Genomic DNA, 14,978 nt, shown 5'->3' with positions numbered 1-14,978 from the left:
TCTAAAGTGTCTGTGCGCCCGATGTGTCGGTCTCGCAGTGGGGCTGGCGGTCGCGCCGAATGCGCGACACTTTCAACTGCCGGAAACTTGTCCCGCCAAGTCAAAGCCAATTCTCCACTGACCGGAGCGAGACCGGGCGCTAGGTGTATTGATCACGAGCGTTGTTGACACGCGGTAGGTCTTGAACATGGCGAAGACCTCCGGTGTGGTGGGAGCTGTCTAGGAACTCACCGCACGGAGGTCTTCGTGTCCCACCGTACCGCCCGGCTGACCGTCTTCGGGAGACGTCTGCTGGTCGAACGTGTCGTCTCTGGTCGTCCGGTCGCGCATGTCGCGGCCGAGATGGGCATCTCGCGGGCCACGGCCCACAAGTGGATGCACCGGTGGCGGGCCGAGGGCGAAGCCGGGCTGGCCGACCGCTCCAGCCGCCCGCACTCGACCCCGCACCGCACCGTGCCCGCGGTCGAGGCCCGGGTCTGCCAGCTGAGGCAGGACCGCAAGCTCGGACCAGCCAGCATCGGCCCGATCCTCGGGCTGCCCGCCGCGACCGTGCACCGCATCCTGACCCGCCACGGCCTTAACCGCCTCGCCTGGCTCGACCGTCCCACCGGCCAGATCATCCGCCGCTACGAACGCGAACGGCCCGGCGAACTCATCCACCTCGACGTGAAGAAACTCGGCAGGATCCCCGACGGCGGCGGCCACAAAGTCCTGGGCCGCCAGGCCGGCCGGGCCACCAAGACCGGGGTGGGCTTCGACTACGTCCATTCCGCCGTCGACGACCACACCCGCCTCGCCTACAGCGAAATCCACGACGACGAGAAAGTAGCGACCTGCGCGGGCTTCCTCACCCGCGCGGCCGCGTTCTTCCACACCCACGGCATCACCCGCATCGAACGTGTCCTGACAGACAACGCCTGGGCCTACCGCAAAGGCCTCGCCTGGAAGCAGGCCCTTGCCGGCCTCGGCGCGACCGGCGAACTCGCCCGCGCCTACCGACCCCAGACCAACGGCAAGGTCGAACGCTTCAACCGCACACTCCTCGACGAATGGGCCTACCTGCAGCCCTGCACCTCAAACGACGAGCGGACAGCGGCCCTGGCAGACTTCCTCCACACCTACAACCACCACCGCTGCCACACCGCACTGGGCGGCAACCCACCCACCAGCTGTGTGAACAACCCTGCCGGTCAATACACCTAGGACACCGGGGCCCGTCATGCCCGTGCTCAGCGGCAGTGTGAACTGGTCAAGCCTTGCGACCAGACGCCGGTGTCCGGCGCCGTTTGGGCCCGGCACCCACAGGTGCAGAGTTTTCGCAGCCGGGTCCCACTCCCAATTCCCTTCCCAGCAATGCGACCGCGGTCCCGGGCGCCTCGGCGGCCGCGTACAGCACCGCCTTGCGGGCCAGGTCCCACGCGGTCGCCGCAGCATCCAAGAGCAGCTGACCTTCAAGGAGCAACCGAGCATCACAAGGCTGGAACCTCTTTTCGTGTGCGTGGCCGCTTGCGTCAGCGACGGGCGGGCGGGCGAGGAGATTCGCCTGCTCGGCGGGTGCCGCAACCGGTTGGGATACTGCGATCAGAGAAGTCCGGGTATCCGGGTGACGAGGTCGAGATGGAGACCAGGTGGCACTACCGAAGCGTCCGGAGCCGTTGGAGCCGTGGATCGAGCCGGCTGCTGAAGCCGGCGACGTAGCCGCGATGAAACGGCTCGGACAGTACCTCTACGAAACCGGCAGCGAAGGCAACGCTCCAGCCGAGAAGTGGCTGCTCGCCGCCGCGGAGGCCGGTGATGCCGAAGCGATGTACTCCCTGACGAGCGTCCACCATGACCGGGCAGTGAACGCGACCCCGCACGGCAAGGCCCACAACCTCACGGCGGCGTCCTGGTGCAGGCGCGCGGCCCAGGCAGGCTGGATCCCAGCGATCCAGAGCATGCATGCGTACGCGGCGGACCAGGATGAGCGCGAGTCCTGGCTCCGGAAAGCCGTGGAAACCGGCGATCCGTGGGCGCCGTCCGACCTCGCCGACGTCCTCGACGAGATGGGACGGGCCTCTGAAGCGGAACACTGGTACCGCAGAGCGACAAACGATCCCGGCCACATCGGCCTGTCCGCCCGCGAGTCCCTGGGGGACTTCCTCCTGAGGCAGTGCCGCCTGCAGGAAGCCGCAGAGTGCTGGAAACAACTCGCGGAAGCAGGCGAACCAGCAGGCGCCTGGCACCGGGCCTACGTTCTCGAGATCCTCGGCCGGCCAGAGGAAGCCGCCACGTGGCGGCAGTAGGGTGACGCCCTGCAAGCTGCCAAACGTGCCCGGCAACCCGACTATCCAGAGCGGTAGGACGAGCCCGCTGCCGGAGGCCGGTGCGTAGTGCGGCTCCCGACGGGTAAGTGCGCGACACTGCCCGCGAGTGGAGGAGGACCCCGCATGCCGGCCCGGCCCGTCCCCGCGTACGGAGCGCCGCCCGAACGCGACACCCTGCTGGGTGGTCGCTACCGGCTCCAAGCCCCTATAGGGTCCGGCGGCACGGCGGACGTTTCCCGCGGCGTCGACCAGGTGCTGGGGCGTGAGGTAGCCGTCAAAGTGTTCCGCGCCGGCGCGGACACGGTCACCGCCGACCGATTCTGCGACGAAGCACGCACGCTGGCGCGCCTGTCCCACCCCGCCCTCGTCACCGTGTACGACGCCGGCCGCCACGGCCAAGGCGCCTTCATGGTCACGGAGTTGATCCGCGGTGTCACCCTGCGCACCCGGATAGACGCCGGCCCCCTCAGCCCCGTCCAGGTGACACGGCTCGGCGCCGCGATCTCATCGGCCCTCGACCACGTACACGCCCACGGCATCATCCACCACGACGTGAAACCCTCCAACGTCCTTCTGCGCGAGGACGGTTCCCCGCACCTGGCCGACTTCGGGCTGTCCAGGACCGTGCACGACCGGTCCCACAGCGCACCCGAAACACTGGTCGGCACTCTCGCCTACATGGCCCCCGAGCAGCTCCTCGGCCAAGGCGCGAGTACGGCCAGCGACGTCTACGCCTTGGGAGTGACCCTTCTCGAAGCACTCACCGGCTACCGCGACTACCAGGGGACACCCGTGGAGGCAGGCACCGCCCACCTCCTGCATCCGCCCCGGGTACCCGAGGGGCTGCCGACCGGCCTCGGCCGCCTGCTGAAGGCGATGACCGACCCTGACCCTCAGGCACGCCCCGACGCCGCCGGCGTCCATCTGCGCCTGCAAGACATCGCGTACGCAACGGAATCCCGCGCCTCAGTGAGCGCGGCCCGCACGGACACCTCCACGCACCGCTCGCCGTTGCCGCCCCTCGCCGCCGCCCGCTCCGGCGCTGAACCCGTGGGACCGCCCGCACCGACGGAGAAGAGGACTCCGGCCCGCCGGCGCGCGGCCGTCATGAGCCTGGCGGCGGTGAGTGTCGCCGGCGCCTGCGCGCTCCTGATGGGTGGCGTTCCGGCAGGCGAGAAGACACCTCCCACCGCGCCCTCCCGCGATCAACCGCCGGCATCGAAGGAAGCCGAGGGTGCAGGCCCCCAACCGACGTCACCCGCGCCGCCGATTCCCACGCAGTCGGCGTCCGGAACCCCGGAGCTCCCGGTCGCGGCACCGTCCACCGCTGCGGAACTCCCGACGTTCGCCACCCCGGCCGACTCGTACTCCCAGGAACCGGGCGGTGACCGCCCGGCGAAGGCACCGAGGCCGGCAAAGAGCAAGGACAATCCCGAAAAGGCGAAGGGCAATAAAGACAAGGGACGGTGATCGAGCCACCGCCCTGAGGGAGGCACCGGCGCATGCCGGTGCTCCCGCGTCCCGAGGCGGCGTCGTCATTGATCGACCGTCGCCGGTGGTCAGGCGGGGGCGTTCCAGGCGGTCGTCAGCCCGTCCAGCCACGCGGGCGGCAGTTCCGCGGCGTCCCACTCCTCCCGCAGTGCCTGCGGCGCGGCGTCGAGCCGCTCCAGCACGGCGATGCTCGTGGCGGAGTGGAGGAGCGAATAGCGGCCGTGGACCGTGATGGCGCTGCCCGGTCCGTACGCCGTGAACAACCGCTCCAGCCGGGTGCGGTGGGCCGCGGCGAATTCCGCCAGCCGCCCTGCGTACCCGGCCCGCTGCCGGGGGCTCATCGTGGCGAGGACGGCGGCGAGCACCTCGTCGGTCACCTCCGGGTCCAGCTCCGAGACCGCGGTGAACGACAGGTACAGAGGCGTGAGCGCCACCCGCGCACGCTCCACCTCCATACGCCCGGCCCGAGGACGCTCCCCGGCCGGGCCCTGCTGCCCGTCCGCCCCCACGACCCGTACCAGGTTCCGCTCGGTGACGGCCCCGAGCTCCTCCAGGAGGTCCGCGGCGCCGTCGCGCCAGCCCGACTCGTACGCCGCACCCTTGTCCCCCGGCGCGCCCCGGCCGCCGCCGCTCAGCTCCGCGTGCGCGAGAGCCAGCGCACCCGCCTCGACGAGCGCGATCAGTTGCCACGCGTCACCGGAAGGGACCCCCGACCGCGCGAGGAGCTGCAGCAGCGTCGTCCTCGCGTTGTCGACACTGACCTCGTCCGGCCACTGCCGTCCCTCATCGGGCGCGCTCATAAGGTCCTCCTCATCGCTCGGGTCGTGCGGTGTGTGCAACGAATCGCTCCCTTCGACGGTCCAACGCCCGACGGCCGGGCTGTGCTCCCCGGCGGCGCGGCGCGCCCAGCGGGCCGACCGGGACAAGACCCGGCTGCGGAGCGCGTTCGTACCCTCTTCCGCCGACGCTCCCTGGTCCCACCGCTCGGTCTGCGCCGCTCGGTCTGCGCCGCCGATGCGTTGAGGTTGACACATTCACACCAAAATCGACCAAAGCCGCGAATCCTCACTAAGCCCTCGATTTATCATCAAGTACCTTAACGCTATCTTTCTACTGCACATCCGACTTGACGGTGCGTCAATCACACAAGCAAGTGCATAATCATGCCCGGATCGCCACCGGAAGCAGTGATTCCGCAAACACGGTGAACCAATCTCCCGTAGATGCATCGACCTCACCTGCTCGGCGGAATCCGCCGCTGGATCGACCCTCAAGGCGCGCAGATGTCCCTCCTCCGCAGCATCCGTCTCGCCGCCCTGCTCACCGCGCTCTCCGCCGGTACCGGCGGGGTGATAGCCGTGGCCTACGGCCACGGGACGGTGCAGCCGTCCAGCGCGCCCGAGACGGTCGTCGGCGCGAGCGTGACCGAGGGCTCCGTGCTCCATGTCGTCGCACACCCAGACGACGACCTCTTCTTCATGAACCCGGATCTGAGCCGCTCCATACGGGCGGGAATCAAGGTGACGACCGCCTACCTCACCTCCGGTGAGTCCGACGGCCGGAACGAGGCTCGCGGCCTGCACATCAAGGATCCCGTCCAGCCCGCTGATCGCGCCTCGTACGCGGAAGCCCGGCAGAACGGCATCCGAGGCGCCTACGCACAGATGGCCACCGGTGACCGCACGAGCCCTTGGGAGCGGAAGTCCATACCCACGGCCGGCGGCGGGTTCGCGGAGGTGGACGTGCTCGTAGCCGAGCCGCAGATCAACCTGGTGTGGCTGCAGCTGCGCGAGGCACGCAGCATCGACGGCGAGAACCCGGACAGCCTGCGGGGTCTGTGGAACGGGAAGACAGCCGCCCTGGGGGCTCAACTGACCTCGGGGACGCCGGTCAAGCAGTCGTTTTCCTACACCAAGGACCAGGTCGTACGCACCGTCGCGGGTGTGCTTGAGCAGTACAAGCCGACCACGATACGGCTGCAAGACCCGACGCCGGGCACGTGGGAAGACAGTGGCGGACTGATCGACCACCAGGACCACATGTACGGTGCCCGCTTCATACAAGCGGCCGCCGAGCGCTACGCGAAGTCGACAGACCGGCCGCACTTCTCGGTCCAGACTTACAGTGGCTACCTCAACACCTCCCTCCCCTCGACGCTCGACCCGCAGACGGCCGAGGAGAAGCTCCGCTACCTTGAGACCTACGCCTGGCTGGACCGCCAGGAGTGGTGCGGTAGCCCCGCAGGCTGCGGCGACCGCAAGACAGCCGCCCGGCCCGCCGGTTACGGCTGGAGCCAGAGCATCCGCTACAGCCGCGGTGATAGCACTTCGTGGATGGTAGAAGGCGCCTCAAGCCGGCTGTGGGCTTTCGCAGTCCTGGACGGGCGGATGGCGTACTGGTCCCGCAGCGGCCCGCGGGCAGACTGGCAGGGGCCCGAGCTTCTGCCCGGCACAGGCATGGACCCGGGCGCGACGGCGGTCCGGTTGTCCGACGGCAGGATCGCGGTGTTCGGCACGCGTACCACGGTGGGCACTCAGCCGCAGGAGTACGGTCGTGGCATCGTGTACACCATCCAGGCCTCGCCCAACGGCGCGTTCGGCCCGTGGCAGACACTTGGCACCCCGGAGACAACGGACACAGCGGGTACCTCGGCGATCAGCGGGCCTTCGGTCGCGGTGGACCGGACAGGCCGAATGACCGTGTACGTGCGCGATTCGAAACGCACGCTGCGCGCCCGCGCGCAGGCAGCGCCGAACGGCTCGTTCGGCGCATGGCAGCAATGGGGCGGCACCGATCTTCAGGGCGAGCCCGCGACTGCGATCGATGCGGCGGGCAGGCGCCACGTGTACGTGGCCACAGGCAAGAGCGTGCTGGCCTGGATCCAGCAAACCCCGGACTCTCCGCTTGAAGGCCCCTTGCCCACCAAGCTGCCACCGACCACGGTCCCGTTGTCGGTGTCCCCTGACGGTGAAGGGGTCCGGCTGTTCTTCCGCGGCCCCGGCTCGGGCGCGGTCCGTACCACCCTGGCCACTGCAGGCAGTCCGGGCCCGGACCTCTCCCCGGTCACCGAAGCCGGCGGCAGGGCCGGCTACGGCGCAGTGAGTGTCGCGGGCCCCCTGCTCACAGGCCGCGGGAGCGCGGGTACGGTCAGCACGGCGGGCACGGGCGGTTCGCCGGTCTGGAACGAGTCCCAGGTGCTGTACGCGGGCGCCCCGGCGGGCTTGGTGGAGGCGGCCGGCCCGGCCTCGATGGCGGTCCTCGGTCTGGACGCCGATTTGCACATCACGACGAGGCCGTCGGTCACCTCGCAGCCTGATGCCCCTCGCCCACGCTCCCTTTGGCACCGCGCGGTCCGCGACTGATACGCATCAGCGGTTCGCGTCCCCCAGCGTGTCTCGCGAGCGGAAGTGGCCCGCCGAAACATCGCACGTCTCGTCCAACGAGGGGAACGCAAGAGGCGTTCAGCCCCCACCCGCGGCCGAGGGACGGGTTGGGGGGAGAACCGTAATCGCCGTCATACAGGCGTCATACAGGCGACCAACCGTCAGTCGACGGCGGACTGACGCGGAGTCTTTCCAACTCCTCAAAGACATGCCGATAGGCCGCCACCTCTGCTGCCACCGCGTGCTCCAAAGGCGGGTATCGGGGGTCACTGCGCGAAACAGCTTCACTGGATGCGGCGGCGCGCAGCGCTCTCGCTTTCACGAGTTCGTTGTGCGCATCAACATATTCTTCGTCTAAAAGCTTGTATTCTAGAACGTGCTCGAAGGCCTGCTCGGAGACCGCACTCAGCCGATCGAGTTTACCTAGGCAACTGTCGGGGACCGAAGCGGCGCAGCGACCATCCAATGTTGCGTCGAAGTCTTTCAATGCGGCCTTGAGCTTCGGATATTCCCATTCTGGTGACAGATCTTGCTTGCAGCCCGATACGGCCACGCCCAGGGCGATAATGGCGACGACACTGCGAAAGCCGGCTATTCGCATGGGGGTGTCCTTTCGCGAGCCCGTCACGGAAGGGTCCGCCCCCGCGGACCTCTCAGCAGCCCAACAACCGCACGGTGTGTCCATTGCGGGCATGCGGAACGAGACTAAACCGCGCCCTTCACCCCTGCCACGCAGGAGACACTGTTCGAGGCACCGCTACCGCTGGAAGCAGTCGCGTAACCAGACGAGCCGACGCCGTGGCACGACGAACCGGCGCCGGCGACGACCGGCTCATCCCGGCGCTCAGGCGCGTCGAGGTAGAGACCCCCTCGCCCACCCAGCGCAGCCCCGGCCGCTGGGCAGGCACACCGCTTTCCGCGGGAGCCGAGGCCCTGCAAGTGGAGGACAAGGGGACTCAGCTCGCACGAGACGCCGGTGAGTCGAAGCCCCGGAGCCTTCGGCCACGTGTCCCGAGGGGTGATGGTGGAAGGATGGAACAGACGACACACGCCGGGCTCTTCACCCGCAGGTTCGGGCCGCCGCCTCGGGAGGGCACCCCCAGCGTGGTGCTCGTGCACGGACTCGGGCTGTCGGGACGGTACTTCACACCACTCGCCCGCCGGCTGGCCACGAGCGGGGCGACCGTACTCGTACCGGACCTGCCGGGCACCGCGTGGTCACGTGCCGCCGTGCCCCGCGCCCCCGGCACCGGTGAACTCGCCGCCGCCCTGGCACGCTGGCACCAGCGGCTGTGCCCGGGACCGAGTCTGCTCGTTGCCAACTCGGTCGGCTGCCAGGTCGTCGCGGCCCTCGCCGCCGGCCACCCGCGCCTGGTGCGGCGGATGGTGCTGGTCGGCCCGGCGCTCGAACCCGGGGTGTCCGGCTGGCGCCTGTGCGGCCGGCTCCTCGCGGACGCGCCCCGGGAGCCGCTCTCCCTGCTCGCGGTGGCCACGACCGACTACCTGTTGACCGGGCCCCTCCGCTGCGCCCTCTCCTTCCGCCACTCCCTGCGGGACGCCGCCGAATCGTTCGAGGGGAACCTGCTTCAGGTCCACGCGCCGACCCTCGTCGTTCGGGGAACGGGTGACACGATCGCCTCCGATGCCTGGGCCCGGCACGTGGCCCGACTCGTCGGCGACGGCCGCGCGGTGGAGGTACCGGGCGCCGCGCACGCGGCCCACTACAGCGCACCCGACGCCGTGGCCACGCTGATCGGGGAGTTCGGGGAATTCACGGCAGGAGAAGGCCTATGAAGCGATCTGCAACGCCCGGCCGGTCGGACGGGCACACGGGTCATCCATCGCCCTGGCTGCGCCTCCTGCCCGGGATCTCCCCCGAGCGCCGCGGATTCGTCCTCGCCTGGTGGGGGTTCGCCTTCACCTTCGGCGGTATGCGACTGCTCACCTGGCTCATCCACATCGACGTGGCCGGAATGGGCGACGTACAGGCCGGCGGAGTCCACCTTCACCACTACGTGTGGGGGATCCTGCTGCTCGCGGGGGTCGGCGCGGCGGGTCTGGTCGAACGCTCGGCGCGGGCGCACGCCTGGATGGGGCTCACGTACGGGGTCGGCCTCGCCCTGGTCCTCGACGAGGCAGCACTGCTGATCAGCCTGGAAGACGTTTACTGGGACACCGAGGGCGGGGTCAGCATCGCCCTGGCCATCGCGGTGATCGCCATCGCGGGGAGCATCCTCGCGGCGACGCGGGGCCGGCGCGCCTCCAGCGGAGGCCGCGATGCCGGGATGCCGGATGAGTAGGCCGCCAGGGCCGTGACACTCCCGCACCGGGCCCCTCGCGGTCTACGCGGGGGCCGCCCGCTGTGGGGCGGCACGCCCTGTCCGGTCGAAGCGGGGAGGACGGTTTGGCTGCGCCGCGGACGGACACACGCGCAGCATGACTGAATCCAGCAGAAGCGCCAACTCCAAGACGTCCACCGCCGATTCCGAGGAGAAGGGCTCGTCGCCCGGGCGGGCGAGGACCGGCGCCGCCAAGTCGGCGACCCGCGGCGTGAGCACGGCCGCCGAAAGCTCCGGCCACCTCACGTCCGTGGTCGCGCCCGTGGCCGAGCGAACCAAGACCGTCGCGCACACCGCGCGGAAGTCCGTGGGTTCCGCCACCCGCCACACCCTCGGCAAGGCCGCCGTGGCATGGACGGTGGTGAAGGGCCGCAAGGTCATCGCCCTGGGCGCCATGGCCTCCACGGTCGCCGTGACCGCCGGATCGTACGCGGTGGGCCGACGCGCCGGGCTGCGCCGCCGAGGCCCCTTGTCGAGGCTCACCGGCGGCCGCCTCTAGAGACGCGGGCCCGGATGGCCGTCTCGCCCGCGGTAATGCGGCCGACCGCCGACGTGGGGCGCCGGACGTACCCCGCCTTCTCGTTCGCCCGAGGAGAGTGGAGTCCGGCGCCCCGGCTTCGCCAGGGCCCGGCGCTGGACCCCGCGCCCCTCCTTCCGCCGGAATGGACCGGTATGTACGGAGATGTGCTGCGCCGTGGCGCCTGCGTGCCCGACGTGGTGGATGTGTGCTTACTCACCCGGCGCACCGGGTTGGCCCGTTCGCCCGGCTCGCCGCCCCTGCTGGTCCGTCGCTGACCTGGAGGTGCGGTCTCCATGCGAGGGGGGTGCTCCAGATGCCGATGCCGATGCCGGCCGGGCTGTCGTTCGGACCGGCCACCGTAGTGGCAGTCCGGGCCCCCGATCCCCCAGCGTCGGCTGATCGGCGCAAGGTAGCCTTCCGAATGCCTGCCGCGAGGCAGGTGGAGGACGTCACGAGGACGCGCGCAAGGACAAGCGGAGCGCCAGCGGCCTCCGCGGTCTTGTGCTGGGCAGCTGCGACATACAGAGGCGGGGTAGCAGGATGGCCGAGGCGAGGGCCCAGAGTGCGCCGGGGAAACGCGGTTCCGGAAGAGGCCCGCACAGTCCGGTCGGGGAAGCGGAGCTGCGTCAGCTGCTGGCAGGGCTGACGGCCGTACGCGACGGCGATTTCGGGACGCGCCTGCGGTACGAGGACGACGACCTGCTCGGTGAGATCGCGACGGTCTTCAACGGCATGGTGGACCAGCTGTCGCAATTCACCTCGGAAGTGACACGGGTGGCCCGGGAAGTGGGCACCGATGGCACTCTCGGCGGCCAGGCGGTCGTGCCGGGGGTGTCAGGGACGTGGGCGGACCTCACGGAGTCCGTCAACGCGATGGCGGGAAACCTGACCACCCAGGTACGTGACATCGCGCAGGTGGCCACCGCGGTGGCCCGCGGTGACCTCTCCCAGAAGATCGACGTGGACGCCCGCGGCGAGATCCTGGAGCTGAAGAACACCATCAACACGATGGTCGACCAGCTGTCCTCCTTCGCGGACGAGGTCACCCGCATGGCCCGCGAGGTCGGCACCGAGGGCATTCTGGGCGGCCAGGCCGACGTCAAGGGAGTCTCCGGCACCTGGCGTGACCTCACGGATTCCGTGAACTTCATGGCCGGAAACCTGACCGCCCAGGTGCGCTCCATCGCGCAGGTGGCCACGGCGGTCGCGGAAGGCGACCTCTCGCAGAAGATCACCGTGGCGGCCCGGGGCGAGATCCTGGAGCTCAAGGACACCATCAACACGATGGTCGACCAGCTGTCCTCGTTCGCGGGAGAGGTCACCCGCGTCGCCCGTGAGGTCGGCACCGAGGGCAGACTGGGCGGACAGGCCGACGTCCAGGGCGTGTCGGGAACCTGGAAGGATCTCACCGAGTCGGTCAACGTCATGGCCGACAACCTGACGGCCCAGGTGCGCTCCATCGCCGAGGTGACGACAGCGGTGGCGCAGGGCGATCTGTCTCAGAAGATCCGGGTGGACGCGCGCGGTGAGATCCTGGAGCTGAAGGAGACCATCAACACGATGGTCGACCAGCTCTCGGCGTTCGCGGACGAGGTCACCCGAGTGTCCCGTGAGGTCGGCACGGAGGGCAATCTGGGCGGCCAGGCGACGCTGCGGGGCGTCTCCGGCATCTGGAAGGACCTGACGGACAACGTCAATGTGATGGCGTCGAACCTGACCGGGCAGGTGCGGTCCATCGCCCAGGTGGCGACCGCCGTCGCCCGCGGTGATCTGTCCCAGAAGATCGTCGTGGAGGCGAAGGGCGAGGTCGCCGCTCTGGCCGGGGTGATCAACACCATGGTCGACACGCTGTCGGCGTTCGCCGACGAGGTGACCCGGGTGGCGCGCGAGGTGGGCACCGAGGGGATCCTGGGAGGGCAGGCCCGCGTCCCGAACGTGGCCGGCACCTGGAAGGACCTCACCGACAACGTCAACTCCATGGCCAACAACCTGACCGGTCAGGTCCGCAACATCGCACAGGTCACCACGGCAGTGGCCAACGGCGACCTCTCCAAGAAGATCGACGTGGACGCCCGCGGCGAGATCCTGGAGCTGAAGAACACCATCAACACGATGGTCGACCAGCTGTCCTCCTTCGCGGCCGAGGTGACCCGGGTGGCCCGCGAGGTGGGCAGCGAGGGCCGACTGGGCGGACAGGCCGAGGTCGAGGGCGTCGCCGGGACCTGGAAGCGGCTGACGGAGAACGTGAACGAGCTCGCCGGGAACCTCACACGGCAGGTGAGGGCCATCGCCGAAGTCGCCAGCGCCGTGGCGGAGGGTGATCTGACCCGCTCCATCACGGTCGACGCCTCGGGTGAGGTCGCCGAACTCAAGGACCACATCAACTCGATGGTGGGCTCGCTCCGAGAAACGACGATCGCCAACCAGGAGCAGGACTGGCTGAAGTCCAATCTCGCCCGGATCTCCGGCCTGATGCAGGGCCACCGGGACCTGTCCGTGGTCGCGGAACTCGTCATGGACGAGCTGACACCCCTCGTCGCCGCCCAGTACGGGGCCTTCTACCTCGCCGAGGAGAGCCCCGGGGGCGTCGTCCTGACACGGGTCGGCTCGTACGGCGTCGCCGCGGACGCCTCCGGACCACGCCGGTACCGCCTCGGCGAGTCGCTCGTCGGTCAGGCCGCGCGCAGCCGCCGTACCATCTCCAGTGACGATGTGCCGGCCGGTTACGTCATCTCCTCCGGCTTGGGCGAAACCGCTCCCGGCAGTCTGATCATCCTGCCGGTCATCGTCGAGGACCAGGTCCTCGGGGTCATCGAACTCGCCTCCTTCACCGCTTTCACCACGGTCCACCGTGACTTCCTGGGCCAGCTGATGGAGACCATAGGCGTCAACGTCAACACGATCCTCGCCAATGCCCGTACCGACGAACTCCTCGGCGAGTCCCAGCGGCTGACCGCAGAGCTCCAGGCCCGCTCCGCCGAACTCCAGTCCCAGCAGGAGGAGCTCCAGCACTCCAACACCGAACTGGAGGAGAAGGCCGCGCTGCTCGCCGCGCAGAACCGGGACATCGAGACGAAGAACCTGGAGATCGAGCAGGCCCGGCAGGAACTGGAGGACCGCGCCCGCCAGTTGTCACTCGCCTCCCGGTACAAGTCCGAATTCCTGGCCAACATGAGTCACGAGCTGCGTACGCCGCTCAACAGCCTTCTCATCCTGGCGCAGTTGCTGGCGCAGAACCCCGGCCGCAACCTCACCCCCAAGCAAGTCGAGTACGCGGGCATCATCCACTCGGCCGGCTCGGACCTGCTCCAGCTCATCAACGACATCCTCGACCTCTCGAAGGTCGAAGCCGGGAAGATGGACGTCAACCCGGAACACGTGCCGATGCGGCAGCTGCTCGACTACGTCGAGGTCACCTTCCGCCCGATGACCACCCAGAAGAATCTCGACTTCACGATCATCACCGGCCCCGGCGTTCCCAGCACCCTCCTCACCGACGACACCCGGCTGCGCCAAGTCCTGCGCAACCTCCTGTCCAACGCGGTCAAGTTCACCGAGCGGGGCCACGTGGAGCTGCGCATCGAGCTCGTCGAGCCCCCCGAGCGCCCGGCCGGGCTCAAGAACTGCGGCCCCGTGGTCGGCTTCCGCGTCACGGACACCGGCATCGGCATCGCGGAGCAGCAGCTGGAGGTCATCTTCGGCGCCTTCCAGCAGGCGGACGGCACCACCAGCCGCAGGTACGGCGGCACCGGTCTGGGGCTGTCCATCAGCCGGGAGATCGCCCAGCTGCTCGGCGGGGCGATCACGGCGCAGAGCGCCCCGGGCAGCGGTTCCACCTTCACGCTCTACCTGCCGGCGGCCCCGGCCGAGGAGCCGGCCACCTCGGCCTCCGCCTCCGCTCCTGAAGGCTTCGCCGGCGCGGGGCCGGCATCCGGGACCACGCCCACCGCCTCCCCCACCCTGCGGGCCAGCGCCGGTACCTCCGCTCACGGCCCCGCCCCACAACGCCGCCTGCTCGTCATCGAGGAGAACACGAAGGGGCTCCTGTCGCTCGTCGCACAGAGCGCCGCCGCCGAGCTGCCGGCGGCCCATGGGGCCGACCGGCAGCGCTACGGCATCGACATCGTGACCGCGGTCAGCGCCCAGGACGCCGCCGCCACCCTCGCGTCGCAGCCCTTCCACTGCGTCGTCCTCGACCTCGGCATGCCCAACGACGAGGCCCTGCGCTTCCTGACCGCTCTGGACGGAGACGCGGCCCTCACGACCCTGCCCGTGCTGGCACACAACAACCGCCGACTCGGCACCGCGGTGGAACGGGCCCTGAACGAGCGCACCGCGGCGCAGCCACTGGAACTGCTGACCAGTCTCGACGAGCTCCGCGAGCGCATCGCCCTTCACCTTTCCGCGGAGGAGCCGGGGGACGCGCTCGCCCTGGTGCGCGGCGAGGAGAACCGTCCGCAGACGTCCCCGCACATCGACGGACGACTGGCCGGCCGTACGGTTCTGGTGGTCGACGACGACGCTCGCAACCTGTTCGCCATCAGCGGCATCCTGGAACTGCACGGCATCAACGTCCTCCACGCGGTGGACGGCCGCCGCGGTATCGATGCCCTGATCCGGTACTCCCACATCGATCTCATCCTGATGGACGTGATGATGCCGGAAATGGACGGGTACGCCGCTACTGCCGAGATACGCCGTATGCCCGCCTACGCCGACCTCCCGATCATCGCCGTCACGGCCAAGGCGATGCCGGGTGACCGGGAGAAGAGTCTCGCCTCGGGTGCGAGCGACTACGTCACCAAGCCGGTGGACGCCGTCGACCTCATCACCCGAGTGCGCCGCTGGCTGGCCCCGTAGCCTCGGGGCCGGCCGGCCGGCCCCGAGGCTGAACGCCTTCAGGAACCACCACAGCGAGGAATGGGGAACGCAGTGACCA

Annotated in this window: 10 protein-coding genes; 8 read left to right on the top strand and 2 right to left on the bottom strand. The window is 69.5% G+C overall.

The window, feature by feature from the left end; all coding sequences use genetic code 11:
* The first annotated feature begins 246 nt into the window (after positions 1–246).
* From ABZX75_RS29155 to ABZX75_RS29145, 3 genes are all read left to right on the top strand, one after another.
* Positions 247–1,203 carry an IS481 family transposase gene (locus ABZX75_RS29155; protein WP_355415702.1) on the top strand — a complete coding sequence of 319 codons (957 nt, stop codon included), beginning with the start codon at positions 247–249 and terminating at the stop codon, positions 1,201–1,203.
* 425 nt (positions 1,204–1,628) lie between these two features.
* Complete coding sequence (locus ABZX75_RS29150; RefSeq protein ID WP_355415700.1) at positions 1,629–2,285, top strand: hypothetical protein; 657 nt, start codon at positions 1,629–1,631, stop codon at positions 2,283–2,285.
* Between the two features lie 144 nt (positions 2,286–2,429).
* A complete protein-coding gene (locus ABZX75_RS29145; RefSeq protein ID WP_355415698.1) occupies positions 2,430–3,776 on the top strand; it encodes a protein kinase in 1,347 nt (448 codons plus the stop codon).
* A gap of 89 nt (positions 3,777–3,865) precedes the next feature.
* On the opposite strand, the gene ABZX75_RS29140 is transcribed toward ABZX75_RS29145, so the two are convergent.
* The gene (locus tag ABZX75_RS29140; protein WP_355415696.1) at positions 3,866–4,597 is read right to left on the bottom strand and encodes a hypothetical protein; all 732 of its coding nucleotides are present in this window, start codon (positions 4,595–4,597) and stop codon (positions 3,866–3,868) included.
* A gap of 423 nt (positions 4,598–5,020) precedes the next feature.
* Between ABZX75_RS29140 and ABZX75_RS29135 the strand changes: the two genes are divergently transcribed.
* Positions 5,021–7,159: a PIG-L family deacetylase gene (locus ABZX75_RS29135; RefSeq protein ID WP_355415694.1), complete on the top strand. Its 2,139-nt coding sequence runs from the start codon at positions 5,021–5,023 to the stop codon at positions 7,157–7,159.
* Between the two features lie 163 nt (positions 7,160–7,322).
* Here the strand turns inward: ABZX75_RS29135 and ABZX75_RS29130 are convergent, their stop codons facing one another.
* Entirely contained in the window at positions 7,323–7,781 is a 459-nt protein-coding gene (locus ABZX75_RS29130; RefSeq protein WP_355415692.1) for a hypothetical protein, read from the bottom strand.
* A gap of 431 nt (positions 7,782–8,212) precedes the next feature.
* Between ABZX75_RS29130 and ABZX75_RS29125 the strand changes: the two genes are divergently transcribed.
* The 4 genes from ABZX75_RS29125 to ABZX75_RS29110 all read left to right on the top strand — a co-directional run bounded on the left by ABZX75_RS29125 (position 8,213) and on the right by ABZX75_RS29110 (position 14,899).
* On the top strand, positions 8,213–8,974 hold the full coding sequence (locus ABZX75_RS29125) for an alpha/beta fold hydrolase (RefSeq protein ID WP_355415690.1): 762 nt from the start codon (positions 8,213–8,215) through the stop codon (positions 8,972–8,974).
* A complete protein-coding gene (locus ABZX75_RS29120) occupies positions 8,971–9,480 on the top strand; it encodes a hypothetical protein (RefSeq protein WP_355415688.1) in 510 nt (169 codons plus the stop codon). Before ABZX75_RS29125 ends, ABZX75_RS29120 begins: the two co-directional genes overlap by 4 nt.
* A 136-nt stretch (positions 9,481–9,616) precedes the next feature.
* The gene (locus tag ABZX75_RS29115) at positions 9,617–10,018 is read left to right on the top strand and encodes a hypothetical protein (RefSeq protein ID WP_355415686.1); all 402 of its coding nucleotides are present in this window, start codon (positions 9,617–9,619) and stop codon (positions 10,016–10,018) included.
* A 561-nt stretch (positions 10,019–10,579) separates the two neighbouring features.
* Positions 10,580–14,899 carry a HAMP domain-containing protein gene (locus ABZX75_RS29110; protein ID WP_355415684.1) on the top strand — a complete coding sequence of 1,440 codons (4,320 nt, stop codon included), beginning with the start codon at positions 10,580–10,582 and terminating at the stop codon, positions 14,897–14,899.
* The last annotated feature ends 79 nt before the right edge of the window (positions 14,900–14,978 follow it).

It is taken from the genome of Streptomyces sp. NPDC003038, assembly GCF_040611115.1.
In the GTDB taxonomy this organism is placed as follows: Bacteria; Actinomycetota; Actinomycetes; order Streptomycetales; family Streptomycetaceae; genus Streptomyces.
The sequence above is the reverse complement of the archived record's forward strand: the minus strand, read 5'-3'. Positions and strand labels throughout refer to the sequence as shown.